This window comes from Citrobacter sp. MGH 55 (assembly GCF_016906145.1).
Lineage (GTDB): Bacteria > Pseudomonadota > Gammaproteobacteria > Enterobacterales > Enterobacteriaceae > Citrobacter_A > Citrobacter_A amalonaticus.
This window is the reverse complement of sequence record NZ_CP070239.1, coordinates 1,526,086-1,544,116: the sequence shown is the minus strand read 5'-3', so window position 1 is coordinate 1,544,116 and position 18,031 is coordinate 1,526,086. Positions and strand designations below refer to the sequence as shown.

Genomic DNA, 18,031 nt, shown 5'->3' with positions numbered 1-18,031 from the left:
CCTTAGCGACTTAAACGTCACCAACGGTTCACCGGCATTTCGTTCTGCAATATGCGGCATCATGCTGTTCCTGAAAACGACCAAAGGATTTCCGGGCCGGTTGGCGGCCCGGTGATGCGACCTGAAACTACAAACCTAACTTCACTAAACGCCGGGTATTTTCAACATCGAGCTTTTCGGGGTTATCGCTCAGGATGGTGTTGTTCTGGACTTTGATTTCGCCCATATCGCCGATTTTGACGCCGTCTTTAATCGGTTCGCCGTTCATCATCGCCGTGGCGACCTGAACGAAAACTTTACCGGCGATCATCGGGTTAGAAATGTAGCCACCGTCAATCGCGCCTTTCTCCAGCAATTTAATGCCCTGACCCGGAGTGAAGGTGCCGAACACGCAAATCGCATCGTTTTTCTTACGCTTATCAATCGCGCGGCCTGCGCCAATCGGGCCCTGAGAACCGAACGACATAATGCCTTTGAGATCTTTGTATTTGGACATCAGGTCATTCGCAGTGCGCATGGAATCGTCCACCGATTCCGCCACGCCAAAGCGATCTTCCACCAGGGTCATTTTCGGGTAGTGTTCTTTTTGATAAGCAATCGCGGCATTGGCCCAGTCATTCACCAGCGGTACCGTCAGGCTGCCGACAAACATGGCGTATTTGCCTTCTTCACCCATGCACTTCGCCATATCTTTCATATGATTGGCGCCCATGGTTTGGGTGTTCAGCAGCTCAAAATCCCAGTCAGCATTAGCCTGATCCGGTGATTCATGGGTAATCACTTTGATACCGGCTTCCTGGGCACGTTTAAGTACCGGCTCCAGCACTTTCGCGTCGTTCGGCACCACGCCAATCACATCGACTTTCTTAGCGATTAAATCTTCAATGGCCCGCACCTGCTCGGCCGGGTCTGCCGTCGTTGGGCCAACCTGCCAGGCATTAACGCCGAGCGCCTTGCCCTCTTCTTTAATCCCTTGTTCCATCACGTTGAACCAAGGAATCCCGCCGACTTTCACAACCACGCCCATGGTAAAAGGCTTGTTGGCTTTTTGCGGCGCAGTGGATTGTTCAGCCCACGCGGCGGTTGATGACAATGCAGCAGTAATCAGGCAGGGTAAGAGTAATTTTTTCATCGTAATTTCCTTAAGAAATAGCTTCAGACGCCAGGAATACCCAATAAAAATTGGCCTGACTTTTTATTTATTTCGACTTTCCTCTGGCATTGGCAGAATAAACAGACAGGTGTCATGATTATTCAGATAACGGCTAACACATACTACTTATCGACTTCCACCACATTTAGCTGTGGGTATTGCGCACGATAACGTTGATCAATACAGCTATTGGTTACCATAATATCGATTTCATCCAGCATACATATTTTACTGAAGGCGTATTGTTCAAATTTACTGGAATCCACCAGAAGGATCTTTTGCCCGGAAACCTGTAACATAACCTGCTTTAATCTGGCATTTATTTCACTGCCATCACGTATGCCATTTTCCAGATTTACGCCCTGACAGGAAAAGAAAAAACTATTAATTTGAAAATTTCGAATAGCACTCTCGGCAACGGGTCCATGGAAATCATCGTGGCGTTCAGAATACTCACCCCCAATACCGATAATGCGCACTTTATCCCGACAGGCCAGCGCCTGGATAATGCGTAGCGAATTAGTCACCACGGTAATATCAATGTCCGGAATTTGCCGGGCCAGAAACCAGCAGGTACTGCTGTTGTCCATCAGAATGCAATCGCCGGAATGAATAAACTGTAACGCTGCCTTGGCGATTTTAGTTTTGATATCAGGATGTTCCTCGGTACGCTTGCGAAATGATTCGGCGCGGTCCACGCTGCTCGCCTGCCATGCCGTCCCCTCTATCGCCGCTGCCGTCGCCTCTGGCGCATCCAGAGAAACCGCGCCGCCAAAGCTGCGGGTCAATCGTTTGTTACGTTCTAATACTCTCAGATCCCGGCGAATGGTTTCCGGTGATACCTGACATAATTGCGACAGCTCCGTTACCCGCACCGCCCCTTGTTTTTGCACATGGGCACAAATCATTTTGTAACGTTCTGCCTGCAGCATAATAGGGATCCGTTAAGTGTCATTTTACATGGTCTTATAATTAACGTTTCTACACGGAATTAAAGTGATTAATTTCAAGAAATATTCCATTGAAAAAGCCCGCGAACAATTGAACGATATTCATCACAATAAACAATGAAATAACAGCAACCAGTCAACATGCAAGGTGATAAAACTCACAAAATACGCTTGTTTTGCACGCCTGCCGTAACCTGAAAACACTCAAACAAACATAAACGGTCATCTTATGATTGACCAAATATGCCCGAATGTGACCGAGTATGACTTTTTCTTGCCATGACGCGCCTGACTACGTTTTACATCCTATTTATTCGGCGTAATTTAAATAAAAACGCGGCACATATTTTATGTTATCCATCGTTAAGTCATTAATGCTGTTAAATAACATGCTTCCTATATTCTGGAGTCAACAATGAATACGTTAAAACAACACGTTCTCGAGGCGAATTTATCCCTGCCTGCGCATAAACTGGTGACCTTTACCTGGGGTAACGTCAGCGGCATCGATCGTGAAAAAGGTATTATGGTCATCAAACCTTCCGGAGTGGAATATAACCATATGGGTCTGGAAGATATGGTGGTGGTGGATGTACAAAGCGGCAACGTTATTGAGGGAAATAAAAAGCCATCATCAGATACCGACACGCATTTAGCGCTCTATCGTGCTTTCCCGACGATTGGCGGCATCGTACATACGCATTCCCGACACGCCACTATCTGGTCGCAAGCCGGAAAAGACTTAATGGCTTTAGGCACCACGCATGCGGATTATTTTTACGGAACCATTCCTTGCACGCGCCCGATGCATGACGACGAAATTAATGGCCGCTATGAATATGAAACTGGCAGCGTGATTATCGAAACCTTTGCGCAGCGCGGGCTCTCACCGGAACAGATCCCGGCGGTACTGGTCAACAGCCATGGGCCTTTCGCCTGGGGTTCTGATCCTGCTAACGCCGTGCATAACGCCGTGGTACTGGAAGAAATCGCTTATATGAATTTGTTTACTCAGCAGTTACAGCCTCAAATTCCCGCCATGCAACCCACGCTGCTGGATAAACATTTCCTGAGAAAACACGGCGCGAATGCTTATTACGGACAGTAATCTTCGCGTGATGGCATAAAAAAGCCTGGCATCTCGCCAGGCCAGATAAGCCAGAATACCCGTTATGCCAGACGCGCCTTCGCGTAGCTGATCGCTTGTGCGATCTGCTGCGGAGACACCCCGCCCTTCGCGGCACGTTTGTCCAGACACGACTGCAGAGAGAGGATCGGGTACACGTCATCACCGATGACGCTACTGAATTTCTGCAGATCGGCGAGCGGCAGGTCTTCCAGCGGTTTCCCCTGACGAATCGCCTCAACAACCGTTTCACCGACGATGTGGTGCGCTTCACGGAACGGCACGCCTTTCGCGACCAGATAATCCGCCAGTTCAGTGGCGTTAGCGTACCCTTGCTGCGCCGCTTCCTGGCAACGCGGACGTTTCACCTGAATGCCGTCCAGCACCAGCGCAGCCATATGCAGGCAGTCCAGCCAGGTGTCGAGCGCGTCGAACAAGCCTTCTTTGTCTTCCTGCATATCTTTGTTGTAGGCCAGTGGAAGTCCTTTCAGCGTCATCATCATGCCCGTCAATGCACCCTGCACACGGCCACATTTACCGCGAATCAGCTCCAGCGCGTCCGGGTTTTTCTTCTGCGGCATCAATGAAGAACCGGAGGTCACGCGATCGGAAAGCTCAACAAAGCCCGCTTCACCGGTGTTAAAGAAAATCAGATCTTCGGCAAAACGCGACAGGTGCACCATACCGATAGAGGCGTCGGACAGCAGTTCCAGCACGTGGTCACGATCGGATACGCTGTCCAGACTGTTACGCGTGGCCGAGGCAAATCCCAGCCAGCCCGCCAGCTGTTCACGATCGATTTCATAGGCGGTCCCGGCCAGCGCGCCACAGCCTAATGGGCTAACGTCCAGACGCTTTAACGCGTCCTGCAGACGGCTTTCATCACGTGCCAGCATTTCGACATACGCCAGGCACCAGTGCGCAAACGTCACCGGCTGCGCACGTTGCAGGTGGGTATACCCCGGCATCACCGCATCCTGGTTATTTTCCGCCGTCTCGACCAGTGCGCTCTGCAACTGACGATTGGCGGTAAGCAGTTCGGTCACCGTCTCTTTGCACCACAGTTTCAAATCGGTAGCGACCTGGTCATTACGGCTACGCCCGGTATGCAGCTTTTTACCTAACTGACCGACTTTGTCGATCAGTTTGCCTTCCACCCAGCTGTGAATATCTTCGGCATCACTTTCGAGGATCTGTTGCGGATTAGCGCGAACCTCTTCCAGCAGTACGTTCAACGCCTCTTCGAGCTGAAGTTGTTCGTCAGCGGTCAACACGCCAACGGTAACCAACGCTTTGGACCAGGCCACAGAGCCAACAATATCCTGCTCCGCCAGGCGGTAATCAAAGCGCAACGAATCGTTGAACTGTTTGAACCGCTGATCTGCTGCCTGAGTAAAACGCCCACCCCAAAGTGCCATAACGAATTTCCTTAATTTGATATTTTTGCCCGGTGGCGCTGCGCTTACCGGGCCTACAAAACCCATGCAGGCCGGATAAGGCGAAGCCGCCATCCGGCACATTAATAGTTAAGCCAGAATACGTGTACCGATCGGCGTACCGTTGAACAGCGCCGGGAGTTGCTCGGCATGACGCCAGGAGGCGATATCCACCGGACGACCCAGCGTGCGTGCAGCATCCAGCGCGGCATTGACCTTCACAATCATGCCATCGGTAATAATACCCTGGTCGATCAGCTGTTCCGCTTTCGCGGCGGTCATTTCAGCAATGCGCTGACCTTTACCGTCGAGAATACCACTCACGTCGGAAAGCAGGATCAGATCCGCGCCCAGCGTCGCCGCCAGCGCTGTCGCCGCCTGGTCCGCGTTCACGTTCATCAACTGCCCTTCTTCCGTCACCCCAATCGAGCTGACGACTGGCAGAAAACCATTTTCCAGCAGCGTGTTAATCAGCGTAGGTGAACCCGGCTGCGCCAGTCCAACATGGCCAAGCTCTTCGTCGAGCTGGGTCACTTTTACGCTATCGCCATCGCCAAGATACAGGCCTACGGAGGCGATGTGGTGTTTCTTCGCCCATGCCAGCAGCGTTTTGTTCGCCGTTCCCGCCAGCGCACCGGTGATGATGTCGATCTGGTCAGCAGGCGTCACACGCAGGCCGTTTTTCTTTTTCACCGGCAGGTTGAGCCCTTTCATCAACTCATCAACGACACAACCGCCGCCATGGACAATGACCAGCGGACGCTGATGCGACTCGCGATAGTTCACCAGCGCAGTAAAAAGACGCTCCAGCGCCTCTTCGCTATCCAGTAATACGCCACCCAGCTTGATAATTAATGGACTCATCATTGCACCCTTAAATAAGAGACTGCGTTTCAGCAAAGCCGAAACGGATATTGGCACACTGCACTGCCTGTGCGGCGGCGCCTTTCAACAAATTATCTTCGGTTGCCACCACGATCACATGTTCACCCTGCACGGCAAAACCGATATCGCAGAACGGCAGCCCAACGACATTCTTCAGCGCCGGAACGCCTTTGTCATACAGACGCACCAGCGGTTTATCCGCATACGCCTGCTGTAATACCTGCGCGACCTGCGCAGCGGTCACGCCCGGCTGCAGTCGACAAGTGATCGTTTCCAGGATCCCGCGCGGGAAATTGCCCAGATGCGGGGTGAAAATCACGTCCGTTCCCAGATGGGTGGCGATCTCCGGCTGATGACGATGGGTAAACACGCCATACGGTTGCAGGCTCACTTCGCAGAAGCTGTTAGACAACGCCGCTTTACGTCCCGCTCCGCTCACCCCGCTGGTCGCGTTAATCACCGGCCATTGCGTCAAATCCAGCAGTCCGGCATCAATCAGGGGTTTCAAAGAAAGTTGCGCCGCCGTGGGATAGCACCCTGGCACCGCAATCAGATTCGCCTCTTTCAGTTTGTCGGCGCTCCACTCCGCCAGACCGTAGACCGCCTGCTCAAGCAGGTTGGGATACTGATGGGTGAAGCCATAGTATTTTTCATAGAAGCCGGCATCGTTCACGCGGAAGGCACCGGAAAGGTCGAAGACCACGCAACCGGCAGCCAGAAATTGCGGCGCCAGGTCATGGCTGACTTCGTGGGCGGTGGCTAAAAACACCACATCCACGCCATCGGTAAACTCGCTGATATCGGACATCGGCTGCAACGGCAGATCGACGATGCCTTTAAGCTGTGGATGCAAATCAGAAATTAACTTTCCCGCATCATTGCTTTGCGCTGAGACGGTCAAAGCGGTTATGGTCATATGAGGGTGGCGATTCACGTAGCTTACAAGCTCTGCGCCCGCATAACCGCTAGCGCCTACAATCAGCGTATTCAACATCAGGTTCCTTTATGCTCAACGTTAATGTATTTTTATGCACATTTATTGCATGAATATTGATACTATCACGACCTAAGGTGTGTCAACAATGAAAATGAACTTACCGCCATTTATCGAGATCTACCGCGCGCTGATTGCCACGCCGTCCATCAGCGCTACCGAAGAAGCACTGGATCAGAGCAATGAGTCTTTAATCAATCTGCTGGCGGGTTGGTTCAGCGATCTCGGTTTCAACGTTGAGATTCAACCGGTCCCGGGAACCCGCAATAAATTCAATCTGCTGGCCAGCACCGGACAAGGAGCAGGCGGCTTACTGCTCACGGGTCATACCGACACCGTACCGTTTGACGATGGGCGCTGGACGCGCGATCCCTTCACCCTTACCGAGCATGACAATAAGCTCTACGGTCTGGGTACCGCGGATATGAAGGGCTTCTTCGCATTTATTCTCGACGCGCTTCGCGACGTTGATGTGACACAACTGAAAAAACCGCTCTACATCCTGGCGACGGCAGATGAAGAGACCAGTATGGCGGGGGCGCGTTACTTCTCGGAAAACGCGTCGATTCGTCCTGATTGCGCGATCATCGGTGAGCCCACGTCGCTACAGCCGATTCGCGCTCACAAAGGTCATATCTCGACGGCGGTACGGGTGATGGGCCAGTCCGGTCACTCCAGCGATCCGGCACGCGGCGTGAACGCCATCGAACTGATGCACGACGCGATTGGTCGCATTATGCAACTGCGCGATACTCTGAAAGAGCGTTATCACTACGACGCGTTCACCGTACCATATCCCACCCTGAATCTGGGTAGTCTGCACGGTGGCGATGCGTCGAACCGAATTTGTGCCTGCTGTGAACTGCATATGGATATCCGTCCGCTGCCGGGCATGACGCTGGGCGATCTGGATGGTTTGCTGACGGAAGCCCTGGCGCCAGTGAGCGAACGCTGGCCGGGTCGTCTGACCGTTGCCGAACTCCATCCGCCGATCCCTGGTTACGAGTGTCCGCCGGACCATCAGCTTGTCGAGGTAGTGGAGAAACTGCTGGGCGAAAAAACCGATGTCGTGAACTACTGCACCGAAGCGCCGTTTATTCAGACCCTGTGCCCAACGCTGGTGTTGGGACCGGGTTCAATCAATCAGGCGCACCAGCCTGACGAATATCTCGAGACGCGTTTTATTAAGCCCACCCGTGAGTTAATCACCCAGGTCGTGCACCACTTCTGCTGGCATTGATCGAACTACCCGCTTTCCCGGCCTACCTCCGATGGTAGGCCGGATATGCGCAGCGCCATCCGGCAATGCATTTTCACATTCCGATAAGCATTTCTTATCTGGCTGGATGTGAATTAAATTTCGTAAATTACCCGCATTTATTCGTTTGCTGAACCGATTTCGCCGCAATTGACGCCACGGGTTTTACGTGGCTTTATAAAAGACGACTACTAAACAAAGTCCGAAAGATTTCGTGTCACAGCAAGGCGGCAAACAAGCCCATTCCAGGGCGCTTACATAAGTAAGTGACCTGGGTGGGCGAGCGCAGCCAACGCCGCTGTGGCGCGAAAGATACAGGACTCATAGATTAAAGATGGGGTGTCTGGGTTAATATGAACGAACAATATTCCGCGTTGCGTAGTAATGTCAGTATGCTCGGCAAAGTGCTGGGAGAAACCATCAAGGATGCGCTGGGAGAGAACATTCTTGATCGCGTAGAAACAATCCGTAAGCTGTCTAAATCCTCACGCGCTGGCAATGAAGCAAATCGCCAGGAGTTGCTCACCACGTTACAGAATTTGTCGAATGACGAGTTGCTGCCGGTCGCACGCGCGTTTAGCCAGTTCCTGAACCTGGCCAACACCGCCGAGCAATATCACAGCAGTTCGCCAAAAGGCGAAGGCGCCAGCAACCCGGAAGTGATTGCCCGCACCCTGCGTAAACTGAAAAACCAGCCAGAGCTGAACGACGCCATCATCAAAAAAGCGGTAGAGTCGTTGTCTCTTGAGCTGGTGCTGACCGCACATCCGACGGAAATTACCCGTCGCACACTGATCCACAAAATGGGCGAAATCAACGCCTGTCTGAAGCAGCTCGATAACAAAGATATCGTTGAATACGAACGCCACCAGCTGATGCGCCGTCTGCGTCAGTTGATTGCACAGTCCTGGCACACCGATGAAATTCGTAAGCTGCGCCCAAGCCCGGTTGATGAAGCCAAATGGGGCTTCGCGGTGGTCGAGAACAGCCTGTGGCAGGGCGTACCGAACTATTTACGCGAGCTGAACGAACAGCTGGAAGATAATCTGGGCTACCAGTTACCCGTTGATTTCGTTCCGGTCCGTTTCACCTCATGGATGGGCGGCGACCGTGACGGCAACCCGAATGTAACCGCAGATATCACCCGCCACGTTCTGCTGCTGAGCCGCTGGAAAGCAACCGACCTGTTCCTGAAAGATATTCAGGTTCTGGTTTCCGAGCTGTCGATGGTCGATGCCACGCCGGAACTGTTAGCGATGGTCGGTGAAGAAGGCGCTTCGGAGCCTTACCGCTATCTGATGAAAAACCTGCGCTCGCGCCTGATGGCAACCCAGGCCTGGCTGGAAGCGCGTCTGAAAGGCGAGAAGCTGCCGAAACCGGCAGGTCTGCTGACGCAAAACGAACAGCTATGGGAACCGCTGTACGCCTGCTACCGGTCACTGCAAGCCTGCGGCATGGGCATTATCGCCAACGGTGAACTGCTCGACACTCTGCGTCGTGTGAAATGTTTTGGCGTCCCGCTGGTGCGTATTGATATCCGCCAGGAAAGCACCCGCCACACCGAAGCGCTGGGTGAACTGACCCGCTACCTCGGCATTGGTGATTACGAAAGCTGGTCAGAAGCGGACAAACAGGCCTTCCTGATCCGTGAGCTGAACTCCAAACGCCCGCTGCTACCGCGCAACTGGGAGCCGAGTAATGACACTCGTGAAGTGCTCGACACCTGTAAAGTCATCGCCGAAGCGCCGAAAGGGTCGATTGCTGCCTACGTCATCTCAATGGCAAAAACGCCATCTGACGTGCTGGCTGTGCATCTACTATTGAAAGAAGCCGGAATTGGCTTTGCCATGCCGGTGGCCCCGCTGTTCGAGACCCTTGACGACCTGAACAATGCCGACGACGTCATGACCCAACTGCTGAACATCGACTGGTATCGCGGTCTGATTCAGGGCAAGCAGATGGTGATGATTGGTTATTCCGACTCGGCAAAAGACGCCGGCGTAATGGCCGCCTCCTGGGCGCAGTATCAGGCGCAGGATGCGTTGATCAAAACCTGCGAGAAAGCCGGTATCGAACTGACGCTGTTCCATGGTCGCGGTGGTTCTATCGGTCGCGGGGGCGCACCGGCCCATGCCGCCCTGCTTTCACAACCACCGGGCAGCCTGAAAGGCGGTCTGCGCGTGACCGAACAGGGCGAGATGATCCGTTTCAAATACGGTCTGCCGGAAGTCACCGTCAGCAGCCTGTCGCTATACACCAGCGCCATTCTGGAAGCGAACCTGCTGCCGCCGCCAGAGCCGAAAGACGCCTGGCGTCATATCATGGACGAGCTTTCAGTCATCTCCTGTGACGTGTACCGTGGCTACGTGCGTGAAAACAAAGACTTTGTCCCGTACTTCCGCTCCGCAACGCCGGAACAGGAACTGGGCAAACTGCCGCTCGGCTCGCGCCCGGCGAAACGTCGCCCGACCGGCGGTGTGGAATCTCTGCGCGCTATTCCGTGGATTTTCGCCTGGACGCAGAACCGCCTGATGCTGCCAGCCTGGCTGGGTGCCGGTACCGCGCTGCAAAAGGTGGTGGAAGATGGTAAGCAGAGCGAACTGGAAGCGATGTGCCGCGACTGGCCGTTCTTCTCCACCCGTCTCGGCATGCTGGAAATGGTGTTCTCGAAAGCGGATCTGTGGCTGGCGGAATATTACGATCAGCGCCTGGTCGCGAAAGCGCTGTGGCCGCTGGGCAAGGAGCTGCGCGAACTGCTGGAAGAAGACATCAAAGTGGTGCTGGCAATTGCCAACGATTCACATCTGATGGCCGATCTCCCGTGGATTGCCGAGTCTATCCAGTTACGGAATATCTACACCGACCCGCTGAACGTCCTGCAGGCTGAGCTTTTACACCGCTCGCGACTGACGGAACAACAGGGCAAAGAGCCCGATCCTCGCGTTGAACAAGCGCTGATGGTCACCATTGCCGGCGTGGCAGCAGGTATGCGTAATACCGGCTAATTTTCCCCCTAACCCCCTCTCGTGCTATTGCGCGCGAGGGGGTTGAAATAGTTCTGTCATAACCTCCGCACATTCACTATATTTCTGTCTGTTTTTTCCACCGTGAGATTTTTCAGAGCAACGTGTGCCTTTGCACCGGTGCTTCAGATTCTCTTAAGGTTTAGTCGCTACGTTTGGCACCACGTTTAAAGACAGGCTGACAATATGCAATCCACAACCCTCCAGTCTACGCCATCATTTAGCTGGAAAGCCCTTGGCTGGGCGCTTCTCTATTTTTGGTTTTTCTCCTCTTTATTACAGGCCATTATTTTAATTACGGGTTTCAGCGGTACCAACGGACTGCGTGACTCGTTGCTTTACAGCTCCCTTTGGCTGATCCCAATTTTCCTGTTCCCGAGTCGGACCCGCATTATTGCTGCGGTGGTGGGAATCGTGTTGTGGGCGACGTCGCTGGCCACGCTCTGCTATTACGTCATCTACGGGCAAGAGTTTTCGCAAAGCGTCCTGTTCGTGATGTTTGAGACCAACGCCAACGAAGCCAGTGAATACCTGAGCCAATACTTCAGCCTGAAGATTATCGCCATTGCGCTGGCCTATACCGTCGTCGCCGTGTTTCTCTGGACACGACTGCGCCCCGTCTATATTCCCGGACGCTGGCGTTGGCTCGTCTCTTTTGCGCTGCTGTATGGGCTGATCCTGAACCCGTTTGTGGTTCGTTCTGCGTTTGGCAACTCGCCGTATGAAAAAACGCTAAGCGGCCTCTCCTCACGTATGGAACCGGCGGCACCATGGCAGTTTGTCATTGGTTACTACCAGTATCAGCGCCAGTTGACCTCACTTAACAACCTGTTAAGTCAGAACCACGCTTTGCCTCCGCTGAGCAATTTTAAAGACAATTCCGGCGACGCGCCGCGCACGCTGGTGCTGGTGATTGGCGAATCCACCCAACGTGGCCGCATGAGTCTGTACGGTTATCCGCGTGAAACCACGCCGGAACTGGACGCATTGCATCAGTCGGATCCGAATCTGACCGTGTTTAACAACGTCGTGACCTCACGCCCTTACACGATCGAAATCTTGCAACAGGCGCTGACCTTCGCGAACGAGAAGAACCCGGACCTGTATCTGACGAAACCGTCGCTGATGAACATGATGAAACAGGCGGGGTATAAGACCTACTGGATCACAAACCAGCAGACGATGACCGCCCGTAACACCATGCTGACGGTTTTCTCTAAGCAGACCGATGAGCAGTTCTATATGAACCAGCAGCGTACGCAAAGCGCGCGCGAATATGACACTAACGTGCTAACGCCATTTAAGAAAATCATGGCTGATCCGGCACCGAAAAAGTTCATCATCGTGCATTTGCTGGGCACGCACATTAAGTACAAATTCCGTTACCCGGAAGACCAGGGCAAGTTCGACGGCAGTACCGATCATGTTCCGCCAGGCCTGAGCGCAGAAGAGCTGGAATCGTATAACGATTACGACAACGCCAACCTGTATAACGACAAAGTCGTCGCGAGCCTGATTAAGGATTATAAAGCGACCGATCCGAACGGCTTCCTGCTCTATTTCTCCGACCATGGCGAAGAGGTGTATGACACCCCGCCGCATAAAACGCAGGGTCGTAACGAGGACAACCCGACGCGTCACATGTATACCGTGCCGTTCCTGTTGTGGACGTCCGACAAATGGCAGGCCGCGCATCCGCGTGATTTATCACAAGATGTGAATCGTAAGTACAGCAGTTCGGAACTGATCCACACCTGGTCCGACTTAGCCGGGCTGACCTACGACGGTTTCGATCCGACGCGCTCCATCACCAGCCCGCAGTTCAAAGAAACCACGCGCTGGATTGGTAACCCATACAAGAAAAATGCGCTGATTGATTACGACACTCTGCCGTATGGCGATCAGGTCGGAAATCAGTAAGTCATTCAGCAGGCCACGCTTTTTAGGGTGGCCTTTTTTCACCCTGGCGGTTACTGTTTCCTTGTCTGCGCAACGCAAGGGATCATCATGTATCAAGACGTCAGCCATCTTCTATCCCGCCTGATTCATGGCCCCGCGCCGCTGCGCCAGATTTTCTTTGCCAGTACGCTCACCCCCATCCCGGCGCTGGCGTATCAGGTCGATTTTCCCCGTCTGGAAATCGTGCTGGAAGGTGAACTGACCGACGCCAGCCTCACCGACACGCTCACCCCATACGATGTGCTCTATGTGCCAGCAGGTGGCTGGAATCTTCCGCAGTGGCAGGTGCCGGTCATTACGCTCAGTATCCTGTTCGGCAAACAACAGCTCGGATTCAGCGTGGTGCAATGGGACGGGGAAACATACCAGAATCTGGTCAAACAGCACGTGGCGCGCCGTGGCCCGCGTATCGGTTCCTTTCTGCTGCAGACGCTCAATGAAATGCAAATGCAGCCGCAGGAGCAGCAAACGGCGCGGTTGATTGTCGCCAGTCTGCTCAGCCACTGTCGCGACCTGCTCGGCAGCCAGATTCAAACTGCCTCGCGCAGCCAGGCGCTGTTTGAGGCTATCCGCGACTACATTGACGAGCGCTACGCCTCACCGCTCACCCGGGAATCGGTGGCGCAGGCGTTCTATATTTCGCCGAACTATCTCTCGCATCTGTTTCAAAAAACGGGGGCGGTTGGCTTTAACGAATACCTGAACCATACGCGACTGGAACACGCCAAAACGTTATTGAAAGGCTACGACTTAAAAGTGAAAGAGGTCGCGCACACCTGCGGATTTGTGGACAGTAACTACTTTTGCCGCCTGTTTCGTAAAAACACCGAACGCTCGCCGTCAGAATATCGTCGTCAGTATCACAGCCAGCTAACGGAAAAGCAGGTCAGTCCAGAATAAGATGGGTATATTGCGGAGCGGAAAGCAACTTACGCACCGCGCTCATGACACGCTGCGGTTCGCGCAGAAAGGCGTTAATGCCGGACTGGACATAACGGCATTGAGTGAAACGTTCCGCCCCCGCCAGTTCGATATCGGTAATCAGCAGCACGGCATCCGCCCGACGGATATCCTCTTCGGTTAAGCGATTTTCCGTACCAAGCGCCCCCTGCGTTTCAATCTTAATGGTCCATTTTTCCTGCTGGCATAACTTCTCCAGCCGTTCAGCCGCCATGTAGGTATGGGCCACACCGCTTACGCAGGCCGTCACCGCGACCAGAAATCGCCCTGTTGAAACGGACATATTACCCTCCTGTTGTGACCTGAAAGCCCGCGTTCTCCGCCATCTCACGCATTTGGGCAATAATCTGTTCCGTTGGCGCAGGGACGTCCTTCATCCCCCACTGCTGCCCGAGCAACCGATATTTCGGCTCACCATAGAGATGAAACGGTAGCAGGTGCAATTGCTTTATACCAAGCGATAACAGTAACGTCAGCGCGCGCTGCATATTCTCATGTGTGAGCGTGTAACCGGGGATCAGCGGCAAACGGGGGATCACGTTAACGCCCTCCGCCACCAGCATCCGCAAATTAGCCACGACGCGTGGCATATTCATCGCCACAATCTCACGGGCCCGTTCAGGCTCCATGATCTTTAAATCGAACAGCACTTCATCACACGCTTTCGCCAGCGGAAGCAGCCGACGGGCGGGGGCATCGCCTGCCGTTTCAATTGCACAATGCACACCCCAGCGCCGCAGACGCTGTAAGAATCGCGTAGCGAAAGCCGCCTGCATCAACACCTCTCCGCCAGATAGCGTCACCCCGCCGCCAGAGGTGCGAAAGAAAACGTCATCTTTCATCACCTCGCGTTCCAGCTCATCCAGGGTGACATCACGGCCAATCCGCTCAAACGCCCCGGAAGGACACTCGTCGGCATCACGCAGACACGGCGTACAGTGCAGGCATTTGCTTTCCCGTCGCACCGTTTCAATTCGTGGCGAGATCGATTCCGGATTGGCGCACCACGGGCAGGTGTGCGGGCAGCCTTTAAAAAAGACCACCGTGCGGATCCCCTGACCGTCATTCAGCGAATACCGTTGAATATTGAAGATGCGTGCGACCTCCTCGTCGCACGACTCCACAACCTCACAACTGATGCGCGGTGCGGCGAATGATGTCATCCTGAATCTCCTTCGACAGCTCGACAAAGAAGGCGCTGTACCCTGCTACGCGTACCACCAGCCCGGCGAAATCCTGGGGTCGCAGCTGCGCTTCCCGCAGCGTTTCGGCATTCACCACGTTAAACTGAACATGCTGCAATTTGAGCTGGGTAAAGGCGCGCAAGAAATCGCACAGTTTGCGTAATCCTGCCTCTCCTTCCAGCGTGGCGGGCGTGAACTTCACGTTCAGCAACGTCCCGTTGGACAACAGCGTGTTATCCAGCTTACTGACCGATTTCAGCACCGCCGTCGGTCCCTGCATATCCTGTCCAAGCATCGGCGAAAGGCCGCCATCCGCCAGTTGCTCTCCGGAAAAACGCCCGTCCGGTGTCGCCCCTACCACCGCCCCCAACGGCACGTGTGCGGACACGGTATAAGAACCCGGCGTAAACTGCCCGCCACGCGGATTCTGATACTTCTCCACCTCTTTGCAGTAATAACGCAGCAGTTCGGCGCTGATGTTGTCCACCTCATCAATGTCATTACCGTATTTCTGGAAGCGGTTGATCAACCTGGCGCGGATCTTTTCCCCTTCCGGCATGGCGAAATTGGCCTTTAACACCGCAAGTAACTCATCGAAACTGATTCGCTGCTGCTCAAACACCAGTCCATTCAGCGCATGCAGAGAATCGCTGAGGTTGGCGATGCCAATGCCCTGCACACCCGAGAAATTATAGCGCGCGCCGCCGTCGGTGATGTCACATCCCTTCTCCAGACAATCACTGATAAACGAGGAGAGCAACGGCACTGGCGCCCAGTCGCGATGGCCGATGTCGCAAATATTACTGCCTTCGACCATCAGCGTGATGTAGTGGCTGATTTTGGTGCGAATATGTGCCAGCAGACCGTCCCAGGTCAGTTCACCATTACCTTCATTCTCGTACAGGCTAATTTCCATGACCTTCAACAGATTGAACATGGCGATATCATGCAGGCCATAGGTTCTGCCCGGAATCGACAACTCCACGCACCCGACCACGGCGTAATCACGCGCATCTTCCAGCGAGACACCCCGGTTGAGGAATGCCGGGATCACCACTTCATCATTAAAGATCTGTGGAATACCGGTACCCAGGCGGATAGTCTCGGCGGTCTTCATCAGAAACGGCGTATCAATCAGCGTGTTGGTGCGAACGCCCAGATTCGGCTGGGGTAACTGCACGCTCTGATAGGCATCGAGACAGAGGAATGAAAGCACGTTTACCGCACTGCGGCCATTCTCCGTCAGGCCGCCAAGTAGCGCGGTATAGCCGGTCGGGAAGCCAGCGAAATAACGTGCGCTGCTGGTCGAACGCAGGAGCACAATGTCGTTGCATTTCACCCACAGCGATTCCAGCAGTTCTTTCAGGAATGCGGGATCGTCTCCCTGCGTCAGCGACGCCTGATAAAACGGCAGCATGTACTGATCGAAACGCCCCAGCGACAGCGAACTGGCGTTGGACTCGTACTGCAAAATGATGTTCATGTACCAGAACAACTGGCACGCCTGCCAGAAGGTGTGCGGCTTATGCTGCACGTTATGCCGCGAGTTGGCGGCGATAGTCAGCAACTCCTGGCGACGCGTAGCGTCAGGGCAGCGTTCAGCCATCTCTTCCGCCAGTACGGCATAACGCAGAATGTGGCGCTGCGACGCTTCCAGCAGCAGCAGTGCCGCCTGATAAAAGGCGTTATCCGGCGCCTGCTCGCAGTGAGCGCGCATCTCCATCACCAGTTCACCCAGCCCGTGATTCAGCAGGCGCGGATAATCAATGATGATATGCCCCTGTCCCTTATCCGTCTGGTTGATGCTAAAAATCTGGGTACTGACGGCGGCCTTAACCTCATCCGTCATCTGACCGTTGATGAAATCCTTCATCGACCGTTTTTCCCAGTAAGGGAACAGCACATCACGATAGAGGCGTTTATCGTCTTCGCTGATGTCGAAACGGTCCTGGGGACGAGTCGGGAACTGATCCAACTCGTTGAGCAGCCAGCACCGCCCAGTGCATCACCCTCGACAGCGACTGGCGTAGCAAAGAAGAGGTAATCAAAGGGATGACCGACAACCTGCTGCTCGCCAGCCGCTGCCGCTACCCCCGCAAACTGGAAGCCGATCTGTGGGCTCGTGAGGCAGTATTCTCTACCGGGCTGGGCTTCAGCTTCGCCATTCCGCACAGCAAATCTGAACACATTGAGCAGTCCACTATCAGCGTGGCACGCCTGAAAGCGCCTGTCCGCTGGGGAGATGACGAGGCGCAGTTCATCATCATGCTAACGCTCAACAAACACGCGGCGGGGGACCAGCACATGCGTATTTTCTCACGCCTGGCCCGTCGCATTATGCACGAAGAATTTCGCAATGCGCTGGTGAATGCCGCGTCTGCCGACGCGATTGCCAGCCTGCTGCAACATGAGCTTGAACTTTAAGAGGAAGCAAAATGGAACTGTATCTGGATAGCGCCAATGTGGCGGAAGTCGAACGTCTGGCCCGCATCTTCCCTATCGCCGGGGTGACGACCAACCCGAGTATTATCGCGGCAAGCAAAGAATCCATCTGGGATGTTCTGCCGCGTCTGCAAAAGGTGATTGGCGAAAACGGCGTTCTGTTTGCCCAGACCATGAGTCGCGATGCGCAGGGAATGGTGAACGAAGCTAAACGTCTGAACAATGCCGTTCCGGGAATTGTGGTGAAAATCCCGGTAAACTCTGAAGGACTGGTCGCCATCAAGCAGTTGAAAAAAGAGGGCATAGTCACCCTGGGAACCGCCGTGTACAGCGCCTCTCAGGGACTACTTGCCGCGCTGGCGGGGGCAAAATATGTCGCGCCTTACGTCAACCGCGTTGATGCCCAGGGCGGAGACGGTATTCGCACCGTTCAGGAATTACAGACGCTACTGGAACGTCATGCCCCGAAAAGCAAAGTGCTGGCCGCCAGTTTCAAGACCCCGCGCCAGGCGCTGGACTGTCTGCTGGTGGGCTGTGAAGCAATCACCCTTCCTTTAGATGTAGCGCAACAAATGCTCGATACCCCTGCGGTAGAGTCAGCTGTTGAGAAGTTTGAGCAAGACTGGAAAAACGCATTCGGTAACATCAACCTGTGAGGGAA

The 18,031-nt window shown here is 54.1% G+C and carries 13 protein-coding genes and 2 pseudogenes; 7 read left to right on the top strand and 8 right to left on the bottom strand.

Annotation, left to right across the window (positions count from 1 at the left end):
• Positions 1-127 precede the first annotated feature (127 nt).
• Together JTI98_RS06280 and JTI98_RS06275 are read right to left on the bottom strand one after the other, a co-directional pair.
• Positions 128-1,132 carry a substrate-binding domain-containing protein gene (locus tag JTI98_RS06280; RefSeq protein ID WP_044328351.1) on the bottom strand — a complete coding sequence of 335 codons (1,005 nt, stop codon included), beginning with the start codon at positions 1,130-1,132 and terminating at the stop codon, positions 128-130.
• A 143-nt stretch (positions 1,133-1,275) separates the two neighbouring features.
• On the bottom strand, positions 1,276-2,085 hold the full coding sequence (locus tag JTI98_RS06275) for a DeoR/GlpR family DNA-binding transcription regulator (RefSeq protein ID WP_042998952.1): 810 nt from the start codon (positions 2,083-2,085) through the stop codon (positions 1,276-1,278).
• Positions 2,086-2,518: 433 nt separating this feature from the next.
• Between JTI98_RS06275 and araD the strand changes: the two genes are divergently transcribed.
• Positions 2,519-3,211, top strand: a complete 693-nt coding sequence (gene araD, locus JTI98_RS06270) for an L-ribulose-5-phosphate 4-epimerase (protein WP_042998951.1) — start codon at positions 2,519-2,521, stop codon at positions 3,209-3,211.
• A 62-nt stretch (positions 3,212-3,273) separates the two neighbouring features.
• Here the strand turns inward: araD and argH are convergent, their stop codons facing one another.
• The 3 genes from argH to argC form a co-directional block, all read right to left on the bottom strand.
• Positions 3,274-4,647 carry an argininosuccinate lyase gene (argH, locus tag JTI98_RS06265; protein ID WP_042998950.1) on the bottom strand — a complete coding sequence of 458 codons (1,374 nt, stop codon included), beginning with the start codon at positions 4,645-4,647 and terminating at the stop codon, positions 3,274-3,276.
• A gap of 108 nt (positions 4,648-4,755) precedes the next feature.
• Entirely contained in the window at positions 4,756-5,532 is a 777-nt protein-coding gene (gene argB, locus JTI98_RS06260) for an acetylglutamate kinase (protein ID WP_086512777.1), read from the bottom strand.
• A 7-nt stretch (positions 5,533-5,539) separates the two neighbouring features.
• Entirely contained in the window at positions 5,540-6,544 is a 1,005-nt protein-coding gene (argC, locus tag JTI98_RS06255; protein ID WP_054176980.1) for an N-acetyl-gamma-glutamyl-phosphate reductase, read from the bottom strand.
• An 88-nt stretch (positions 6,545-6,632) separates the two neighbouring features.
• Between argC and argE the strand changes: the two genes are divergently transcribed.
• The 4 genes from argE to JTI98_RS06235 all read left to right on the top strand — a co-directional run bounded on the left by argE (position 6,633) and on the right by JTI98_RS06235 (position 13,684).
• Entirely contained in the window at positions 6,633-7,784 is a 1,152-nt protein-coding gene (gene argE / locus JTI98_RS06250) for an acetylornithine deacetylase (protein WP_181627946.1), read from the top strand.
• 371 nt (positions 7,785-8,155) lie between these two features.
• On the top strand, positions 8,156-10,807 hold the full coding sequence (gene ppc, locus JTI98_RS06245) for a phosphoenolpyruvate carboxylase (protein ID WP_042998946.1): 2,652 nt from the start codon (positions 8,156-8,158) through the stop codon (positions 10,805-10,807).
• A 204-nt stretch (positions 10,808-11,011) separates the two neighbouring features.
• The gene (locus tag JTI98_RS06240) at positions 11,012-12,745 is read left to right on the top strand and encodes a phosphoethanolamine transferase CptA (protein WP_044257495.1); all 1,734 of its coding nucleotides are present in this window, start codon (positions 11,012-11,014) and stop codon (positions 12,743-12,745) included.
• Positions 12,746-12,832: 87 nt separating this feature from the next.
• The gene (locus tag JTI98_RS06235; protein ID WP_042998944.1) at positions 12,833-13,684 is read left to right on the top strand and encodes an AraC family transcriptional regulator; all 852 of its coding nucleotides are present in this window, start codon (positions 12,833-12,835) and stop codon (positions 13,682-13,684) included.
• On the opposite strand, the gene JTI98_RS06230 is transcribed toward JTI98_RS06235, so the two are convergent.
• The 3 genes and pseudogenes from JTI98_RS06230 to JTI98_RS06220 form a co-directional block, all read right to left on the bottom strand.
• Positions 13,671-14,027, bottom strand: a complete 357-nt coding sequence (locus JTI98_RS06230) for a PTS fructose-like transporter subunit IIB (protein ID WP_042998943.1) — start codon at positions 14,025-14,027, stop codon at positions 13,671-13,673. The genes JTI98_RS06235 and JTI98_RS06230 overlap by 14 nt on opposite strands.
• A 1-nt stretch (position 14,028) precedes the next feature.
• Entirely contained in the window at positions 14,029-14,907 is an 879-nt protein-coding gene (locus JTI98_RS06225; RefSeq protein ID WP_044257494.1) for a [formate-C-acetyltransferase]-activating enzyme, read from the bottom strand.
• Positions 14,873-16,918, bottom strand: a pseudogene (locus tag JTI98_RS06220) (formate C-acetyltransferase); the annotation flags it as partial. The pseudogene JTI98_RS06220 and the gene JTI98_RS06225, both read right to left, overlap by 35 nt.
• A gap of 2 nt (positions 16,919-16,920) precedes the next feature.
• Between JTI98_RS06220 and JTI98_RS06215 the strand changes: the two are divergent.
• A pseudogene (locus JTI98_RS06215) lies at positions 16,921-17,352 on the top strand (PTS sugar transporter subunit IIA); the annotation flags it as partial.
• Between the two features lie 11 nt (positions 17,353-17,363).
• Positions 17,364-18,026, top strand: a complete 663-nt coding sequence (gene fsa, locus JTI98_RS06210) for a fructose-6-phosphate aldolase (RefSeq protein ID WP_216082047.1) — start codon at positions 17,364-17,366, stop codon at positions 18,024-18,026.
• Positions 18,027-18,031: the final 5 nt, after the last annotated feature.

Bases quoted from the DNA above. Each gene is read 5' to 3' on its own strand.
- JTI98_RS06235 (WP_042998944.1), top strand. From the start codon at position 12,833: ATGTATCAAGACGTCAGCCATCTTCTATCCCGCCTGATTCATGGCCCC.
- argE (WP_181627946.1), top strand. From the start codon at position 6,633: ATGAAAATGAACTTACCGCCATTTATCGAGATCTACCGCGCGCTGATT.
- JTI98_RS06230 (WP_042998943.1), bottom strand. From the start codon at position 14,027: ATGTCCGTTTCAACAGGGCGATTTCTGGTCGCGGTGACGGCCTGCGTA.
- argC (WP_054176980.1), bottom strand. From the start codon at position 6,544: ATGTTGAATACGCTGATTGTAGGCGCTAGCGGTTATGCGGGCGCAGAG.
- JTI98_RS06225 (WP_044257494.1), bottom strand. From the start codon at position 14,907: ATGACATCATTCGCCGCACCGCGCATCAGTTGTGAGGTTGTGGAGTCG.
- JTI98_RS06275 (WP_042998952.1), bottom strand. From the start codon at position 2,085: ATGCTGCAGGCAGAACGTTACAAAATGATTTGTGCCCATGTGCAAAAA.
- araD (WP_042998951.1), top strand. From the start codon at position 2,519: ATGAATACGTTAAAACAACACGTTCTCGAGGCGAATTTATCCCTGCCT.
- JTI98_RS06280 (WP_044328351.1), bottom strand. From the start codon at position 1,132: ATGAAAAAATTACTCTTACCCTGCCTGATTACTGCTGCATTGTCATCA.
- argH (WP_042998950.1), bottom strand. From the start codon at position 4,647: ATGGCACTTTGGGGTGGGCGTTTTACTCAGGCAGCAGATCAGCGGTTC.
- fsa (WP_216082047.1), top strand. From the start codon at position 17,364: ATGGAACTGTATCTGGATAGCGCCAATGTGGCGGAAGTCGAACGTCTG.
- JTI98_RS06240 (WP_044257495.1), top strand. From the start codon at position 11,012: ATGCAATCCACAACCCTCCAGTCTACGCCATCATTTAGCTGGAAAGCC.
- ppc (WP_042998946.1), top strand. From the start codon at position 8,156: ATGAACGAACAATATTCCGCGTTGCGTAGTAATGTCAGTATGCTCGGC.
- argB (WP_086512777.1), bottom strand. From the start codon at position 5,532: ATGATGAGTCCATTAATTATCAAGCTGGGTGGCGTATTACTGGATAGC.